The sequence below is a fragment of the Enterobacter sp. BIDMC 26 genome (assembly GCF_000534435.1).
GTDB lineage: Bacteria > Pseudomonadota > Gammaproteobacteria > Enterobacterales > Enterobacteriaceae > Enterobacter > Enterobacter ludwigii.
Genome location: NZ_KI973182.1, coordinates 1949127 through 1965888 on the forward strand (window position 1 = coordinate 1949127; position 16762 = coordinate 1965888).

The following is a 16762-nucleotide window of genomic DNA, read 5'->3' on the forward strand; positions in this document are numbered from 1 at the left end:
GGCGCGCTAATGGCTACTATTGATTCCCTGAACAAGGACAACACACGTCTCAGCGATGGACCCGACTGGACCTTTGAGTTGCTGGATGTCTACCTCGCTGAAATCGACCGGGTAGCAAAACTCTATCGCCTGGATACCTATCCTCACCAGATTGAAGTCATAACCTCCGAACAGATGATGGATGCCTATTCCAGCGTCGGGATGCCGATCAATTATCCGCACTGGTCGTTTGGTAAAAAATTTATTGAAACGGAACGGCTGTATAAACACGGCCAGCAGGGGCTGGCGTATGAAATCGTCATCAACTCCAACCCGTGTATCGCTTACCTGATGGAAGAGAACACCATTACCATGCAGGCGCTGGTGATGGCGCATGCCTGCTACGGGCACAACTCTTTCTTCAAGAATAACTATCTTTTCCGCAGCTGGACGGACGCCAGTTCGATCGTCGATTACCTGATCTTCGCCCGTAAATACATTACCGACTGCGAAGAGCGCTACGGCGTCGATGAAGTGGAGAAACTGCTCGACTCCTGCCATGCGCTGATGAACTACGGCGTAGACCGCTACAAACGGCCGCAGAAAATTTCCCTGCAGGAGGAGAAAGCCCGGCAGAAAAGCCGCGAGGAGTATCTGCAAAGCCAGGTGAATATGCTGTGGCGCACCCTGCCTAAGCGTGAAGAAGAGAAAGCTGTCGCTGAGGCGCGCCGCTACCCGTCTGAGCCACAGGAAAACCTGCTCTACTTTATGGAGAAGAACGCGCCGCTGCTGGAGTCATGGCAGCGTGAGATCCTGCGCATTGTGCGTAAGGTCAGCCAGTACTTCTATCCGCAAAAACAGACGCAGGTGATGAACGAAGGCTGGGCGACATTCTGGCATTACACCATCCTCAACCATCTGTATGACGAGGGGAAAGTCACCGAGCGGTTTATGATGGAATTCCTCCACAGCCATACCAACGTGGTGTTCCAGCCGCCTTACAACAGCCCGTGGTACAGCGGCATTAACCCGTATGCCCTCGGCTTTGCGATGTTCCAGGACATCAAACGTATCTGCCAGTCGCCAACGGAAGAGGACAAATACTGGTTCCCGGATATTGCCGGTTCGGACTGGCTGGAAACGCTGCATTTTGCGATGCGCGATTTCAAGGATGAGAGCTTTATTAGCCAGTTTATGTCGCCGAAGATCATGCGCGATTTCCGCTTCTTCACCGTGCTGGATGATGACCGTAACAACTTCCTGGAAATTTCAGCGATTCATAACGAAGAGGGATACCGGGAGATCCGCTCTCGCCTCTCTTCCCAGTACAACCTGAGCAATCTTGAACCCAATATTCAGGTATGGAACGTGGATCTCCGCGGTGACCGCTCTCTGACGCTGCGCTACATCCCGCACAACCGTGCCCCGCTGGATAAAGGGCGCAAAGAGGTGCTGAAGCATGTGCATCGCCTGTGGGGCTTTGACGTGTTGCTGGAGCAGCAGAATGAAGACGGTAGCGTGGAGCTGCTGGAGCGCTGCCCGACGCGGATGAATACGCTGTAGTGCCTGCCTGAACCGAAACGCCCGCGTCAGGGCGAAAAAAAACCTCTCAGCTGAGAGGTTTTTTCTTTTAGCGGGTCTGGATGGCCAGGTCACCCGGCAACGTTTTTTGCATCCGGTGCCAGATTTCACCGGAGTCGCGACCGTAGCGGCGCACGGTTTCATACACCTGATCGTGCTGACCGGTGGAACAGAGCTCGCTCAGCTTGTGGTAAAAGCCCAGCGCCAGACTGCGGGCTTCCGGATTGGCAAAGTAGTGACGACCGATACGGGTATAGAGCCCTTTCATGCCGTTAAGGATGAGGCCGTAAATCGGGTTACCGGAGGCAAACGCCAGGCCGCGGAAGATGTTGTAATCAAGGGTGGCAAACGCATCCGCATGATCTTCCACCTGGTTGGCACTGGCCAGAACCTGGAGCGCATCTTCCGGGTGCTGACGGAAAGACGTACGAATAAAGATGGTGGCGATATTGGTACGCACGGAGAGCAGATTATCAATCAGCTGCGGCACGCTTTCATGATCGAGGCGCGCCAGCGTTTCAAGAATATTCAGCCCGGAGGTTTCCCAGAAATTGTTTACTTTTGTTGGCTTGCCATGCTGAATCGTCAACCACCCATCACGCGCCAGTCGCTGGAGCACTTCCCGAAGCGTGGTGCGAGTGACGCCAATCAGTTCAGAGAGTTCGCGTTCAGCCGGAAGAATGGACCCTGCAGGGAAACGATTATTCCAGATGCTTTCAATGATGTACTCTTCCGCGAAACCCGCCGGGCTCTGCGCCTTAATGACCATAGTGAGATTTCCATTACACAGCTTTAGCAAATTGCACTCATCATACCAGAGGCTCGCAGAGGCAGATAGCGCAGCAGTGAGAGAAAAGAGGGATCGCCGTTTCATTTTTATGAAATTTACATTGCAGCCGAATCCCCCTCCAGGCCGTGATTTTTGCGTATACTGATGTTTTGTTTTACTTCACGGGGAAGAACGTCTGTCGTGGAAATTTCTTTTGGGCGCGCGTTGTGGCGCAATTTTTTAGGCCAGTCTCCCGACTGGTACAAGCTGATACTTCTGGTGTTCCTGGTTGTTAATCCTCTCATCTTTATTGTGCACCCGTTTATTGCCGGGTGGCTGCTGGTCGCGGAGTTTATCTTCACCCTGGCCATGGCGCTGAAGTGCTATCCCCTGCTGCCTGGCGGTTTGCTGGCCATTGAAGCGGTTGTCATTGGGATGACCAGCGCCGAGCATGTAAAAGCAGAACTGGCCTCAAACCTTGAAGTGCTTCTGCTGCTGATGTTTATGGTGGCCGGCATCTACTTTATGAAACAGCTGCTGCTGTTTATTTTTACCCGCCTGCTGCTGAGCATTCCTTCAAAAACGCTTTTGTCGCTGGCTTTCTGCGTGGCTGCGGCATTTCTTTCAGCCTTCCTGGATGCGCTGACGGTGGTCGCCGTGGTGATAAGCGTCGCGGTCGGGTTTTATGGTATTTATCACCGGGTGGCCTCTTCACGTCCCGGCGATGACCTGCTTGATGACAGCCAGGTGGATAATGACCACCGCGAGGTACTGGAACAGTTCCGCGCCTTCCTGCGCAGCCTGATGATGCATGCCGGCGTCGGGACCGCCCTGGGCGGCGTGATGACGATGGTGGGTGAACCGCAAAACCTGATCATTGCTAAAGCTGCGGGCTGGCATTTCGGTGATTTCTTCCTGCGAATGGCACCGGTGAGCATACCGGTTCTGGTGTGCGGTCTGGCGACCTGTGTAGTCGTGGAGAAATTCAGCCTCTTTGGCTATGGTGCGCATATTCCGGCGCCCGTGCGTCAGGAGCTGCAGAAATTCGACCAGCAAAGCCGTAGCCAGCGGACACGGCAGGAGACGCTACGTCTTATTGCACAGGGCGTCATTGGCGTCTGGCTTATCGCCGCGCTGGCGTTTCATCTTGCCGAAGTCGGTTTAATTGGCCTGTCGGTGATTATTCTCGCCACCAGTTTTACCGGCGTGACGGATGAGCATGCGATCGGCAAAGCCTTTACGGAAGCCCTGCCCTTTACCGCCCTGCTGGCCGTCTTTTTTGCGATCGTCGCGGTGATCATCGACCAGAAGCTTTTCGCGCCGATCATTACCTTTGTCTTGCAGGCGGCACCGGATGCTCAGCTTTCGCTGTTTTATCTGTTTAACGGGCTGCTGTCGTCTATCTCGGATAACGTGTTTGTTGGCACGGTCTACATCAACGAGGCCAAAACGGCCATGGAGCAAGGCGTCATCAGCGCCGGACAGTTCGAACTGCTGGCGGTGGCAATTAACACCGGGACCAACCTGCCGTCGGTGGCGACGCCCAACGGTCAGGCGGCGTTCCTGTTCCTGCTGACCTCTGCGCTGGCTCCACTCATACGTCTTTCTTATGGGCGAATGGTCTGGATGGCGCTTCCCTATACGCTGGTGCTCACGCTTGTAGGATTGCTTTGCGTCAAAATTACCCTTATTCCCTGTACGCAATGGTTGATACAAGCGGGTATACTTGCCGCGCAGTAAACCTGATATATCGGGCAGCTTGCTGCCCGTTTACCTTTTCGCACGATAAACATCCAATTACGTTTTATTTCGTCAGGTACAGGTGGCGCGAAAAACGAATTCGTTTACACTGCGCTTTCTAAGCATGTTCCAGGGAAATGATTATGTTGAGATTTTTAAACCAGTGCTCTCGCGGTCGCGGAGCGTGGTTGTTAATGGCCCTGACCGCCTTTGCGCTGGAAATGGTCGCGCTGTGGTTCCAGCATGTGATGGGACTTCAGCCTTGCGTACTCTGTATTTACGAACGCTGTGCATTGTTCGGCATTATGGGTGCGGGTCTGGTGGGTGCGATTGCCCCTAAATCGCCGTTACGCTATGCCGCAATTGCCATCTGGCTGTACAGCGCCTGGAAAGGTATTGAGCTCTCCTGGCAGCACACCATGATGCAACTGCATCCGTCACCTTTTATGACCTGTGATTTCGCCGCCCGCTTCCCGAGCTGGCTGCCGCTTGATAAATGGCTGCCGCAGGTGTTTGTTGCTTCCGGTGACTGCTCTGTGCGCCAGTGGGAATTCCTGAGCCTTGAGATGCCGCAGTGGCTGGTGGGGATTTTTGTGGCCTACTTCATTGTGGCGCTGCTGGTGCTCATCGCACAACCGTTCAAACCCAAGAAACGCGACCTGTTTGGCAGGTAAAAAAAAACCGCCTCGGCGGGTTTTTTCTTATCCACGGTTGGGATGATTCATGATGTGATCTTCCCAGTCCTGCACCTCTGACTCTTTCACCGCAATATGACGCACAGAGATGCGTTCACCGTGCATCGCCGCTTTGGAGCCCGTCAGCAGCGGGTGCCATTTTGGCAGGTCTTTGCCTTCCGCCAGCAGACGATAGGCGCAGGTATGCGGCAGCCATTCGAAGGTGGGCAGGTTCTCACGGGTTAGCTTGATGCAATCCGGCTCGTACTCGAAGCGACGCTCATAGTTGCGACACTGGCAGGTTTTGATGTTCAGCTGCTTGCAGGCAACGTTGGTGAAATAGATTTCGTCCGAATCTTCATCCATCAGTTTATGCAGGCAGCACTGCCCGCAACCGTCACACAACGATTCCCACTCCACGTCTGTCATTTGGTCGAGAGTTTTGCTTTGCCAGAAAGGAATGTTGTTCATCAGGATGTCCACACGTCAAAAGAGAGCGCACCTTATAACGAGTCTGGCACGTTGTTGCAAGTTTTGCCGCCCTCTTCAGGCGGCAAGATGCTTTTACAGCACGCGAGTTTTCAGTGACAGGCCGTTAAAACTGACGTCCAGTTCGTCACCGGCCTGCAGCGGGCCGACACCATCTGGCGTACCGGTAAGGATCACATCGCCCGGTTTCAGGGTAAAGAAGCGGCTCATGTAGGCAATCAGCGGCACAATTTTATGGATCATATCTGCCGTGGTGCCCTGCTGGCGGATCTCGCCGTTAACCTTCAGGCTAAGCGCGGTGTTCTGCGGATCGTCGGTAAATTCACTTACCGGAATAAAACCGGAGATCGGGCAAGCGTTATCAAACCCTTTGGCCTTTTCCCACGGCTGCCCCGCTTTCTTCATTTTGCCCTGAACATCACGCAGGGTCAGGTCGAGCGCGACACCGTATCCGGCAATCGCCTTTTGCACATGCTCTTCGGAGGCCTGACGCAGCGTCGCGCCAATCAGCACGGCCAGCTCCACTTCATGATGCACCGACCCCAACCCCTGCGGCAGCGCCAGCGGCTGGCGAATGTCGCACAGCGCGGTTTCTGGCTTGATGAACAGGACCGGCTCGTCTGGCGTCGCGCTGCCCATCTCCTGAATATGTTTGGCATAGTTACTGCCTACGCAGACCACTTTGCTGACGGGATAATCCAGTAATGCACCTTGCCAGTTATGATGTTGATACATGTACGACCCCTAAACGGTTGATGTGTTAACCCCGAAAACAGCCGGGACTATTTTTTCCCGTTCACCTCAAGATGCTGTTTTAATAAATTCTCGGGTGGTGGCGGGAGCTGTAAATAATAGCCTTGCTCCGCTAATGCGGTTTTCACTTTTTCCAGATCGGCGTTGACCAGTTTCTTACGGCCATCCAGCGGCAGCAGCATCGCCAGCTGAGGTCGGCCAAAGTTCTTCATTAATTCTTCAGGTACGCGCGAAAAATCGTCTTTCTTTTCGACATAAAGATAGGTCTGGTCACGACTTGTACTTCTGTAGATCACACAAAACATGTTTTTACTCTGAATTAATGGGTGGTTGCTTGCCTCAATATACTCCTGACTATAACATGCCTGATACTCTTCGGAATATCGCAACGGCGGTGTTGCGGTTAATAGCAAATTGAGTAAGGCCAGGATGTCAAACACGCCAATCGAGCTTAAAGGCAGTAGCTTCACCTTATCAGTGGTACATTTGCATGATGCAAAACCCGAGGTTATTCGTCAGGCGTTAGAAGACAAAATTGCGCAGGCTCCCGCTTTTCTGAAACATGCCCCCGTCGTCGTGAATGTCAGTGGTCTGGATGCACCGGTTAACTGGAAACTTCTCCAGCAAGCCGTGGCCGCGACCGGGCTGCGTATCGTCGGTATCAGCGGCTGCAAAGATGCTGAGCTAAAAGCAGAAATTGACCGGGCGGGTCTGCCCATTCTGACCGAAGGCAAAGAAAAAGCCGCGCGTCCTGCCCCAGCGGCAGTCCAAACGCCCCCTCCTCCGGTGCAAAACGTTACACCTGTCACAAAAACGCGATTGATTGATGTGCCGGTTCGTTCCGGTCAGCGCATTTATGCACCAAACTGTGATCTGATTGTTACAAGCCACGTCAGCGCTGGCGCAGAGCTGATTGCAGATGGCAATATTCACGTATACGGTATGATGCGTGGGCGTGCGCTCGCGGGTGCAAGTGGTGACAGGGATGCGCAAATATTTTGTACTCATCTGACGGCGGAACTGGTGTCCATCGCAGGTGAATATTGGCTGAGCGACAAGATCCCAGCCGAATTTTATGGCAAAGCGGCTCGTCTGCGACTGGCAGACGACGCGTTGACCGTTCAACCGTTGAATTGATCCCTTTTTAACAAGGAATTTCTATGGCACGCATTATTGTTGTTACTTCGGGTAAAGGAGGCGTTGGCAAGACCACCTCCAGCGCGGCCATCGCTACTGGTTTGGCCCAGAAGGGAAAGAAAACCGTCGTTATCGATTTCGATATCGGTCTGCGTAACCTCGACCTGATCATGGGATGTGAACGTCGCGTGGTCTATGACTTCGTGAACGTCATTCAGGGCGACGCCACACTGAACCAGGCGCTGATTAAAGACAAGCGCACCGAAAACCTCTACATCCTTCCGGCTTCTCAGACGCGTGATAAAGACGCCCTGACTCGTGAAGGCGTGGAAAAGGTGCTCGACGAGCTGAAAAAAATGGAGTTCGACTTCGTTGTCTGTGACTCCCCTGCCGGCATCGAAACGGGCGCCCTGATGGCACTCTACTTCGCTGATGAAGCCATCATCACCACCAACCCTGAAGTCTCATCCGTGCGTGACTCGGACCGTATTCTGGGGATCCTCGCCTCCAAATCGCGTCGTGCGGAAAATGGCGAAGAACCCATTAAAGAGCACCTGCTGCTGACCCGCTATAACCCGGGTCGCGTGAACAAAGGTGACATGCTTAGCATGGAAGACGTGCTGGAGATCCTGCGCATTAAACTGGTCGGCGTGATCCCGGAAGATCAATCCGTATTGCGCGCCTCTAACCAGGGCGAGCCAGTGATCCTGGATACAATGGCAGATGCAGGTAAAGCGTACGCGGATACCGTTGACCGTCTGCTGGGAGAAGAACGTCCTTTCCGCTTCATTGAAGAAGAGAAGAAAGGTTTCCTCAAACGCCTGTTCGGAGGATAAGTTATGGCATTACTGGACTTTTTTCTCTCGCGGAAAAAGAACACCGCCAACATCGCAAAAGAACGACTGCAAATCATCGTTGCGGAGCGTCGTCGTAGTGACGCCGAGCCACACTACCTGCCGCAGCTGCGTAAGGACATCCTGGAAGTGATCTGTAAGTATGTGCAGATTGACCCGGAGATGGTCACGGTGCAGCTGGAGCAAAAAGACGGGGATATTTCGATTCTGGAGCTGAACGTTACGCTCCCGGAAGCCGAAGAGTCACGTCCGTAGTTCGGGATTGTGTATCCCCGGTAAGCGTATGCCGCCGGGGAAATGTGCCGGGCATGTCAGCATGACCCGGCATTTTCATTATCGCGGATAACCTTCCAGCACAGTATTCAGGCGATCGGCCATCAATTCCCCGCGCCAGCCCGCCATCATTTCCGGCAAACCATTCTGAGGTTTCAGCTTCCAGTGCCAGTTCAGCAGCTGGTTAATCTGACGGCGTGACGCCAGCAGTTCCGCGCCCAGTTTGCTTTGCGTCGCGACGTCCTGCACCAGCGCTTTGATATCCTTGAACGCCTTGCGATAGCCCGGCATATCCATCAGATTCAGCAGTGGCTCCGGCAGTGCTTCGTCCGGCATTTCCTGCGCTTTTGCCACCAGCGCAAGCAGGGTTTTACCGTGGAAACGGATCTCGCTGCCGGAAAGCCCGATGCTGTCCAGTTCGCCCATGCTGCCCGGCATATACCGCGCGACCGCCCAGAGGTGTTCTTCGCGTACCACAAAGTTAACGGCCAGATCGCGCTCGCGTGCTTTACGCAAACGCCAGTCCGCTAACAGCTGCAGACACGCCAGCTGACGCGTACGCAGCTGCCAGGCGTTACTGATATCGCGCCAGGCCTCTTTCGGATCAACCACTTCCTGACGACGCTGCTGCGTCATTCGGCACTCATCCAGCGCGGCGGGCAACCAACCTGACGCTTCCGCCTCTTTCATCAGCTGGCCGGCAATCGGCAGGAGGTAAAACACGTCTGCCGCCGCGTATTCCAGTTGACGCTCGGTTAATGGGCGTGCCAGCCAGTCGGTGCGGGATTCGCTTTTATCCAGCGTCAGGCCCGTATACTCCTCAACCATGGCGGCAAAGCCCCATGAGAGCGGTCGATTACTGAAGGCCGCGAGGATCTGTGTATCAATCAACGGTTGTGGCATGACGCCAAAAGTATTCAAAAAGACTTCCAGATCTTCACTGCCTGCGTGCAGGTATTTCGTTACCGCAGTATCGAGCAGCAGGTCACGCATCGGCGTCCAGTCGGTAATGCCGAGCGGGTCGATCAGCGACACGTGTTTACCGTCGTACATCTGAATCAACCCCAGCTGCGGATAGTAGGTCCGGGTGCGGACAAACTCGGTATCCAGGGCAATGGCAGGAAAGTCGCGCGTCACTTCGCACAGCGAAGCCAGCTCGTCGTTGGTCGTGATCATCTGGTAATTCAAAACGGATTCTCTTTTGTTTGCGCCCATAAAAAACGCCGGCTTAACCGGCGTCTGGGCGATTAGCGTGAAGCTCAGGCCTTATTGTCTACTTTGCCACGGGCTTCGTCACGTAATTCTCGTCGTAATATCTTTCCGACATTCGATTTCGGCAGTTCCTCGCGAAACTCAACCAGCTTCGGCACCTTGTAGCCGGTCAGCTGACGACGACAGAAGGTGATCAGCGCCTCCTCCGTAAGAGAAGGATCTTTTTTGACCACAAAAATCTTCACCGCCTCGCCGCTGCTCCCGGAAGGGACGCCTACGGCAGCCACTTCGAGCACGCCGCTGTGCTGCATCACCACATCTTCGATTTCATTCGGGTAGACGTTGAAACCGGAAACCAGGATCATGTCTTTCTTACGATCGACAATACGCAGGAAGCCTTCTTCATCCATCACGGCAATATCACCGGTGTGCAGCCAGCCGTCTTTGATAATTTCATCGGTCGCATCGGGACGTTGCCAGTAGCCCAGCATCACCTGCGGCCCTTTGACACAGAGTTCGCCCGGTTCACCTGGCGCCACTTCGTTATCGTCATCATCAACCAGTTTGGCTTCGGTCGACGGAACCGGCAGGCCAATGCTTCCGCTGTGATAGTCGATATCGTGCGGGTTCACACTGACCAGCGGGGCGCACTCCGTCAGGCCATAGCCTTCCAGTAAATACTGACCCGTCAGTTTCATCCAGCGTTCGGCAACGGCCTGTTGAACCGGCATACCGCCACCCGCAGAGAGGTGCAGCGTGGAGAAATCGAGCTTCTGGAACTCTTTGTTGTTGAGCAGCGCGTTAAACAACGTATTCACCCCGGTCATGGCGGTGAACGGATATTTCGCCAGCTCTTTCACCAGCCCCGGAATATCGCGCGGGTTCGTGATCAATACGTTTTGACCGCCCAGCTCAATAAACAGCAGACAGTTCATGGTCAGCGCGAAGATGTGATAAAGCGGAAGCGCGGTGATCACCAGCTCTTTTCCGTGATGCAGCAACGGTCCGTAGGTGGCATTCACCTGCTCAAGGTTTGCCAGCATGTTACGGTGGGTCAGCATGGCGCCTTTAGCCACACCCGTTGTGCCGCCGGTGTACTGCAGAAACGCGAGGTCTTCTGATACCACTTCCGGTTTAACGTATTGCATGCGGTAGCCCGCCTGCAGCGCACTGCGGAAGGAGATCGCGTCCGGCAGGTGGTATTTCGGCACCAGACGTTTGATGTATTTGACGACAAAGTTAACCAGTGTCCCTTTGGCGGTTGAGAGTTGATCCCCCATACGCGTCAGGATGACGTGTTTGACCTGGGTTTTGTCGACCACTTTTTCCAGCGTGTGGGCAAAGTTAGAGACAATCACAATGGCGGCGGCACCGCTGTCGTTGAGCTGATGCTCCAGCTCCCGCGGCGTATACAGCGGGTTAACGTTGACAACAATCATCCCGGCACGCAGGACACCGAACAGCGCCACCGGGTATTGCAGCAGGTTCGGCATCATCAGCGCGACACGGTCCCCTTTTTGCAGCCCCAGCCCTTCCTGCAGATAGGCGGCGAACGCCCGACTACGCTCCTCAAGTTTACGGAACGTCATGACCTCGCCCATATTCACAAAAGCAGGCTGGTCTGCGTAACGCCTCACCGAGTGTTCAAACAATTCAACCAGGGATTGATAACGGTCAGGATTGATCTCGGCAGGAACATCTGCGGGATAACGGTTAAGCCAAACCTTCTTCAATGCATCACCTCTGAAATGAGTGTTCGTCGTCATCACAACCCCGATAATAAACAGTTTGTTAACATTATATTAACTCAGCGTACCAGTTTATTAATTGTTCAGATTTAAGGTTGCGAAGCGCGTCACTCTTTTTTTTCGTTTTATTCGTAAAAAACAGAGACAGCGGCTGAGCCGCTGTCTCTTTTCTAACAATTACAGGGAGTTACTCAGTAACGATTGTCTGAACCTGTGCAGGCCCCGGGTTATACCAGCCCCAGCCCGGGTAGCCATACCGATAAGGATGTGGCCCCCACATCCACGGATCCATCGGCTGAGGTGGCATGATGACCTGCTGCGTCAGCCGCCAGCGCTTATACCCGTTAACCTGCATGGTCATAAATTTATACGGCGTGTTGCCGACTTTGCCCTCTACCGAACCGGTAATCGGGCCGACGACGGTGACCAGCTGTCCGCGAAAATCGACCGGGTCGAGAAAACCGCCAACGTCGGCATAAATACGCCCGCGGGAAGGTTCGCCAAGGATGGGCCGCGCACCGCTATCCAGCGGAACGGTGGCAATCTCCAGACGGGTTTTCCCCTGCTGGTTTTGCACCTCGATAACCTTGCCGCCAAAGCGCGCTTCCTGGCCGACGTAAAGCTCAGGCGCATTCATCACGCGAACCAGATCCTGCTGTGGCGTGGGGCTGCTGCCCTTAATCGCATCAGGAACGGAAACGCATCCGCTCAGTGCTATGGCCACTGCGCCTGCCATAAAAAGGCGTACAACTTTAGTCTGAACCGCCATGATGCGACTCCTTTTTCTCAGTTCCTGTTACTGAGATTCATTCCCGGCCTGGAAGTTTCTTCCACGCGACGGTGTTTCGCAAATAAACCGGCTCCGCATGTTCAACGGCCACGGTTTTGCCCGCCTCAAGCAGTTGACAGGCGATGGGAAGCATATCCTCTGCGGCGGGCAGAAGCATGTTGCCGTCTGTCAGCGTGATCCCGGTGCCGTTAGCCATCTCTGGCCATGCCGGCCAGCCGGTGCCTACTGTCGCCCACTCGCCGGACAGCTGTTTCAGCCGCTCGGTCACCGCTTCCGGCTTGAGGACTGCCTCGGTCTCTTCACCGTGCCAGATGCCGTTTTCATCGCGGGTGTATTCTGCCCAGTAAACTTCTCCCATTCGGGCGTCAATGGCCGCCAGAACGCGCGTTGCCCCGGTCATACGCCATGCGCCCTGCGCCATGGTTGCCAGCGTGGAAACACCGATCATCGGCAGTTCTGCGCCCAGCGCCAGCCCCTGCGCAATGCCAATTCCAATGCGTACGCCCGTAAAGCTGCCGGGGCCACGGCCAAAGGCCAGTGCGTCGAGGTTGGTTAAGGTGGTGTTGCCCCGGGTTAAAATCTCTTTAACCAGAGGCAGAATGCGTTGGGTGTGTTCTCGTGGGCACTCTTCGAAATGAGCAGAGATAGCACCGTCGTTCAACAGAGCCACAGAACAGGCCTCTGTCGCGGTATCAATAGCCAGAATTCGCATCAGTCGTCGCGCTCTCGCAATGGTCAGTCACAAAATGGCGCGCATCTTAGCATACTCACGGGCAAATTACTCCGCCGTTGGGTTTGCCAGGAAGCGAACCGCGCGTTTAATGTCCCGCGTGCGCGGCGCGGGCGGCAAGCTGGCAAGGAAGGTCGCACCGTAAGGGCGCATCACCAGCCGGTTATCGCATATGACCAGCACGCCGCGGTCGTCTGTGTCGCGAATCAGGCGCCCTACCCCTTGTTTAAGGGTGATCACCGCGTCCGGTAGCTGGACCTCATCAAAAGGATCGCCGCCGCGCAAACGGCAGTCTTCCATACGTGCCTTCAGCAGCGGATCGTCCGGTGAGGTAAACGGCAGTTTATCGATGATCACCAGCGACAGGGTATCTCCCCGCACGTCCACCCCTTCCCAGAAGCTGCTGGTGGCTACCAGCAGGGCGTTACCGGCACTGACAAACTGCTGTAACAGTTGCCCTTTGCTGGTCTCGCCCTGAAGCAGAACCGGCAAAGTCATGGTGGCGCGGAACTGCTCCGCCAGATCGCGCATCATCGCGTGGGAGGTGCAGAGCATAAAACAGCGGCCGTTGTTGGCCTCGATCATCGGCCTGAGCATTGCCGCCAGCAGGCGCGCCGCGCCGGGCTGGTTAGGCAGAGGCAGATTACGCGGAACGCAGAGCAAGGCCTGTTTTTCATAATCAAACGGGCTGGGCAGCAGCAGCGACTCCGCCTCTTCAATCCCCAGACGCCCGGTAAAGTGGTGTAGATCGTCATTCACCGAAAGGGTTGCCGACGTGAAGATCCAGCTTCCCGGTTTTTGCGCCATCACCTCTTTGAATTTATCCGCTACCGTCAGCGGCGTCAGGGCCAGCGTGAAATGGCGGGAGGTGCATTCATACCAGTAGCTGAACCCCGGCTGGTTTATCTCTTTCAGCCGTTTGAGGCGTGCCCGATAGAGCGTGGCGCGCTCGAAGGCGGCATCCAGCAGTGCGGAACGGCCGAGCGATAGTTTCGCGACGTCGTAACAAAGCTCAAGGGCATCATCGAGCAGCAACAGCGCGCGCTGGATATTTTTGTCTGCCAGCAGCTCACGCAGATTACCGCGATAGCCCGGCTCACCCAGTTGCAGGCGAAAATCCTGCGCACTTTGCGCCAGGCGGTCAGCACACTTCTGCAGCTGTTGGGTATCTTTTAACTCGGTGCGGTAGGCAATGGTGAAATCTTTCGCTAAGTCCTGCAGCTGGCGGCTGGAGAGCGACTGGCCAAAATACTGGCTGGCGATGTCAGGAAGCTGGTGGGCTTCATCGAAGATCATCACGTCCGCTTCCGGGATCAGTTCGCCAAAGCCGCTATCTTTAACCACCATATCGGCAAGGAAGAGATGGTGGTTTACCACCACGACATCCGCGTCCATGGCGGTTTTACGCGCTTTCACCACAAAACAATCTTTATACAGCGGGCAGTCGCTCCCCAGGCAGTTGTCGTTGGTACTGGTGACCAGCGGCCAGGCGGGAGAGTCTTCCGGCACGCTCGCGCAGGTGCTGATATCCCCCTCCTCCGTCTGATTGGCCCAGGCGCGAAGAATAATGACATCGCTGAGCGTCTGCACCGGCAGATCACCGCCCGCCAGCGCCTGCTGCTCAAGCCGTTCAAGGCAGAGGTAGTTGGAGCGGCCTTTCAGCAACGCCAGGCGGCCTTTATACTTCAGGGCGTTGGCGACCGTGGGCAGATCGCGGCTGTAAAGCTGGTCCTGCAGCGCTTTAGACCCGGTGGAGATGATCACTTTCTTTTTAGCCCGCAGCGCTGGCGCCAGGTAGGCATAGGTTTTGCCCGTGCCGGTACCGGCTTCCACCACCAGCGGCTGCGCGGTGTCGATTGCGCGGGCCACGGCATGCGCCATCTGCCGCTGGGGTTCACGCGGTTTAAAACCGGGAATCGCCTGTGCTAACTGACCTTCTGGGGAAAAATCGTCTGCCACGTTGCTCTCTCACTGTATTTTTGCACAGGGATTATGTCAGCCCATCCTCTCCAGTGCCACCCCAAATAGTGACGAGGGGAACACAATATGGCAGTCTTGCCGACTGACATGAAAATAACGAGGAAACGTTTATGACAATTGTGCGCATTGATGCCGAAGCACGCTGGTCTGATGTGGTCATCCATAACCAGACGCTCTACTACACCGGTGTACCGGAAAATCTCGACGCAGATGCCTTCGAACAGACGGCGAATACGCTGGCGCAGATTGACGCCGTGCTGGAAAAGCAAGGCAGCGACAAATCACGCATTCTGGATGCGACCATTTTTCTTGCCAGTAAAGACGATTTTGCGGCGATGAATAAAGCCTGGGATGCCTGGGTTGTGGCGGGACATGCGCCCGTACGGTGTACCGTACAGGCGACGCTGATGAAGCCGGAATACAAAGTCGAAATTAAGATTATCGCGGCGGTTTAAGCCGGATTACTCCTCTTCATCATCCTCAAAACGCGCCACGATCCGCTCGCCGGTGTGGGTGGCGCGAAGTTCATTAGCAACTTGCGTGATCGCCTGTCCGCTGCTCATCCCCTGGGACATCAGTTCCTGAATACGCTCAACCGCTTTCTGCTGCTGGTCATGGCTCAGAGAAGGTAAACCTGCAAACATTGTCAACTCCTGCTAAATTATCCGCGCTAATTATTTCACGCTGCCCGGTAGTATGCCACACATGAACCCGTTACCCCCTACAGTCATTTCATTACCCTGGCGTTCAGACGCCGCGGAATTCTGGTTTGCCCGCCTCAGCCATCTTCCTTTTGCGATGTTGCTGCACTCCGGATATGCGGATCATCCCTACAGCCGCTTTGATATTCTGGTTGCCGACCCTCTGCAGACCCTAATTACACAAGGGAATGTGACTACGACGGGCGAAACGCAGTCAACGGACGATCCGCTGTCATTACTTCAGCAGGCGCTGGACGCGCTGGGCTTAACCGTTCCGCAAAATCCCGACCTTCCCTTCCAGGGAGGTGCGCTGGGCTTGTTCGGCTATGATTTAGGTCGCCGCTTCGAAACCTTGCCGGAGACTGCGCAGGACGACATTCCGCTGCCGGATATGGCGGTGGGGCTTTACGACTGGGCAATAATCGTCGATCACCACAAGCAGGCGGTCTCTCTGCTCAGCCATCAGGATGTGTCCGCCCGGCTTGCCTGGCTTGAGGCACAGGTCCCCGTCGCAACAGCGGATTTCCACCTGACCTCTGCGTGGCGCGCCAACATGACCGCGCAGGAGTACGCCGCGAAGTTTGAGCGGGTTCAGGGCTATCTGCAGAGCGGTGATTGCTATCAGGTCAACCTTGCTCAGCGTTTTCAGGCAACCTGTGAAGGCGATGAGTGGCAGGCATTTACCCGCCTCAACGCCAGTAACCGGGCACCGTTCAGTGCATTTCTGCGCCTGGAACAGGGCGCTATCCTGAGCCTCTCGCCCGAGCGTTTTATTCATCTTGCCGATGGTACTATTCAGACGCGACCGATTAAAGGCACGCTTCCCCGCCTGGCCGATCCTGTTGCCGACCGCCAGCAGGCGGAAAAACTGGCGGCCTCGTTAAAAGATCGCGCTGAAAACCTGATGATTGTCGACCTCATGCGTAACGACATTGGCCGGGTCGCTGTACCGGGAAGCGTGCGTGTCCCTGAACTGTTTGTCGTCGAGCCGTTCCCCGCGGTGCATCACCTGGTCAGCACCATTACCGCGCAACTGCCCGCCTCGCGCACGGCCTGCGATCTGCTTCGCGCCGCGTTCCCGGGAGGCTCGATAACCGGCGCGCCTAAAGTGCGGGCAATGCAAATAATCGATGAGCTGGAACCGCATCGTCGAAACGCCTGGTGCGGCAGCATTGGCTATATCAGTCTCTGCGGTACGCTGGATACCAGCATCACCATTCGAACGCTGACCGCCTGTAAGGGGAATCTGTACTGTTCCGCAGGGGGCGGAATTGTGGCTGATAGCCAGGTCGATGCGGAATATCAGGAAACCTTTGATAAAGTTAACCGTATTCTGAAACAACTGGAGTAAT

General features: G+C 55.2%; 18 protein-coding genes. 8 read left to right on the top strand and 10 right to left on the bottom strand.

What is annotated here, in order from left to right; translation table 11 throughout:
* Positions 1 to 9 precede the first annotated feature (9 nt).
* Entirely contained in the window at positions 10 to 1542 is a 1533-nt protein-coding gene (locus L462_RS14150) for a SpoVR family protein (protein ID WP_020883440.1), read from the top strand.
* Between the two features lie 67 nt (positions 1543 to 1609).
* Here L462_RS14150 and fadR read toward each other — a convergent pair whose 3' ends face one another.
* Positions 1610 to 2329 (bottom strand): fatty acid metabolism transcriptional regulator FadR, encoded by a 720-nt coding sequence (gene fadR / locus L462_RS14145; RefSeq protein ID WP_020883439.1) that lies wholly within the window; start codon positions 2327 to 2329, stop codon positions 1610 to 1612.
* A gap of 201 nt (positions 2330 to 2530) precedes the next feature.
* Between fadR and nhaB the strand changes: the two genes are divergently transcribed.
* Both nhaB and dsbB read left to right on the top strand, forming a co-directional pair.
* Entirely contained in the window at positions 2531 to 4069 is a 1539-nt protein-coding gene (nhaB, locus tag L462_RS14140) for a Na(+)/H(+) antiporter NhaB (RefSeq protein ID WP_025203874.1), read from the top strand.
* A gap of 143 nt (positions 4070 to 4212) precedes the next feature.
* The gene (gene dsbB, locus L462_RS14135; RefSeq protein WP_020883437.1) at positions 4213 to 4743 is read left to right on the top strand and encodes a disulfide bond formation protein DsbB; all 531 of its coding nucleotides are present in this window, start codon (positions 4213 to 4215) and stop codon (positions 4741 to 4743) included.
* Between the two features lie 27 nt (positions 4744 to 4770).
* Here the strand turns inward: dsbB and L462_RS14130 are convergent, their stop codons facing one another.
* From L462_RS14130 to L462_RS14120, 3 genes are all read right to left on the bottom strand, one after another.
* Positions 4771 to 5214, bottom strand: coding sequence for a YcgN family cysteine cluster protein (locus tag L462_RS14130; protein ID WP_020883436.1), 444 nt, complete (start codon positions 5212 to 5214; stop codon positions 4771 to 4773).
* A 93-nt stretch (positions 5215 to 5307) separates the two neighbouring features.
* Positions 5308 to 5967, bottom strand: a complete 660-nt coding sequence (locus L462_RS14125; protein ID WP_032678414.1) for a fumarylacetoacetate hydrolase family protein — start codon at positions 5965 to 5967, stop codon at positions 5308 to 5310.
* A gap of 47 nt (positions 5968 to 6014) precedes the next feature.
* Positions 6015 to 6290 (bottom strand): YcgL domain-containing protein, encoded by a 276-nt coding sequence (locus L462_RS14120; RefSeq protein ID WP_020883434.1) that lies wholly within the window; start codon positions 6288 to 6290, stop codon positions 6015 to 6017.
* Between the two features lie 124 nt (positions 6291 to 6414).
* On the opposite strand from L462_RS14120, the gene minC reads away from it, so the two are divergent.
* From minC to minE, 3 genes are read left to right on the top strand one after another with little or no spacing between them, the layout of a single operon-like run.
* Complete coding sequence (gene minC / locus L462_RS14115; protein WP_020883433.1) at positions 6415 to 7122, top strand: septum site-determining protein MinC; 708 nt, start codon at positions 6415 to 6417, stop codon at positions 7120 to 7122.
* Positions 7123 to 7145: 23 nt separating this feature from the next.
* Positions 7146 to 7958, top strand: coding sequence for a septum site-determining protein MinD (minD, locus tag L462_RS14110; protein ID WP_014170584.1), 813 nt, complete (start codon positions 7146 to 7148; stop codon positions 7956 to 7958).
* Positions 7959 to 7961: 3 nt separating this feature from the next.
* On the top strand, positions 7962 to 8231 hold the full coding sequence (gene minE, locus L462_RS14105; protein ID WP_008500504.1) for a cell division topological specificity factor MinE: 270 nt from the start codon (positions 7962 to 7964) through the stop codon (positions 8229 to 8231).
* Positions 8232 to 8309: 78 nt separating this feature from the next.
* Here the strand turns inward: minE and rnd are convergent, their stop codons facing one another.
* The 5 genes from rnd to L462_RS14080 all read right to left on the bottom strand — a co-directional run bounded on the left by rnd (position 8310) and on the right by L462_RS14080 (position 14688).
* A complete protein-coding gene (gene rnd / locus L462_RS14100; RefSeq protein WP_123266851.1) occupies positions 8310 to 9425 on the bottom strand; it encodes a ribonuclease D in 1116 nt (371 codons plus the stop codon).
* A gap of 83 nt (positions 9426 to 9508) precedes the next feature.
* Complete coding sequence (gene fadD / locus L462_RS14095) at positions 9509 to 11194, bottom strand: long-chain-fatty-acid--CoA ligase FadD (RefSeq protein ID WP_032669980.1); 1686 nt, start codon at positions 11192 to 11194, stop codon at positions 9509 to 9511.
* A gap of 202 nt (positions 11195 to 11396) precedes the next feature.
* Positions 11397 to 11978 carry a Slp family lipoprotein gene (locus tag L462_RS14090; RefSeq protein WP_020883430.1) on the bottom strand — a complete coding sequence of 194 codons (582 nt, stop codon included), beginning with the start codon at positions 11976 to 11978 and terminating at the stop codon, positions 11397 to 11399.
* 37 nt (positions 11979 to 12015) lie between these two features.
* Positions 12016 to 12711 carry a tRNA (adenosine(37)-N6)-threonylcarbamoyltransferase complex dimerization subunit type 1 TsaB gene (gene tsaB / locus L462_RS14085; protein WP_032678416.1) on the bottom strand — a complete coding sequence of 232 codons (696 nt, stop codon included), beginning with the start codon at positions 12709 to 12711 and terminating at the stop codon, positions 12016 to 12018.
* A gap of 66 nt (positions 12712 to 12777) precedes the next feature.
* Positions 12778 to 14688, bottom strand: coding sequence for an ATP-dependent DNA helicase (locus L462_RS14080; protein ID WP_014170590.1), 1911 nt, complete (start codon positions 14686 to 14688; stop codon positions 12778 to 12780).
* A 131-nt stretch (positions 14689 to 14819) separates the two neighbouring features.
* Here L462_RS14080 and L462_RS14075 point away from each other — a divergent pair, with 131 nt between their 5' ends.
* Positions 14820 to 15164 carry a RidA family protein gene (locus tag L462_RS14075; RefSeq protein WP_014170591.1) on the top strand — a complete coding sequence of 115 codons (345 nt, stop codon included), beginning with the start codon at positions 14820 to 14822 and terminating at the stop codon, positions 15162 to 15164.
* A gap of 6 nt (positions 15165 to 15170) precedes the next feature.
* On the opposite strand, the gene L462_RS14070 is transcribed toward L462_RS14075, so the two are convergent.
* Positions 15171 to 15353, bottom strand: a complete 183-nt coding sequence (locus tag L462_RS14070) for a YoaH family protein (RefSeq protein WP_020883426.1) — start codon at positions 15351 to 15353, stop codon at positions 15171 to 15173.
* 61 nt (positions 15354 to 15414) lie between these two features.
* On the opposite strand from L462_RS14070, the gene pabB reads away from it, so the two are divergent.
* Positions 15415 to 16761: an aminodeoxychorismate synthase component 1 gene (gene pabB / locus L462_RS14065; RefSeq protein ID WP_032678417.1), complete on the top strand. Its 1347-nt coding sequence runs from the start codon at positions 15415 to 15417 to the stop codon at positions 16759 to 16761.
* Position 16762: the final 1 nt, after the last annotated feature.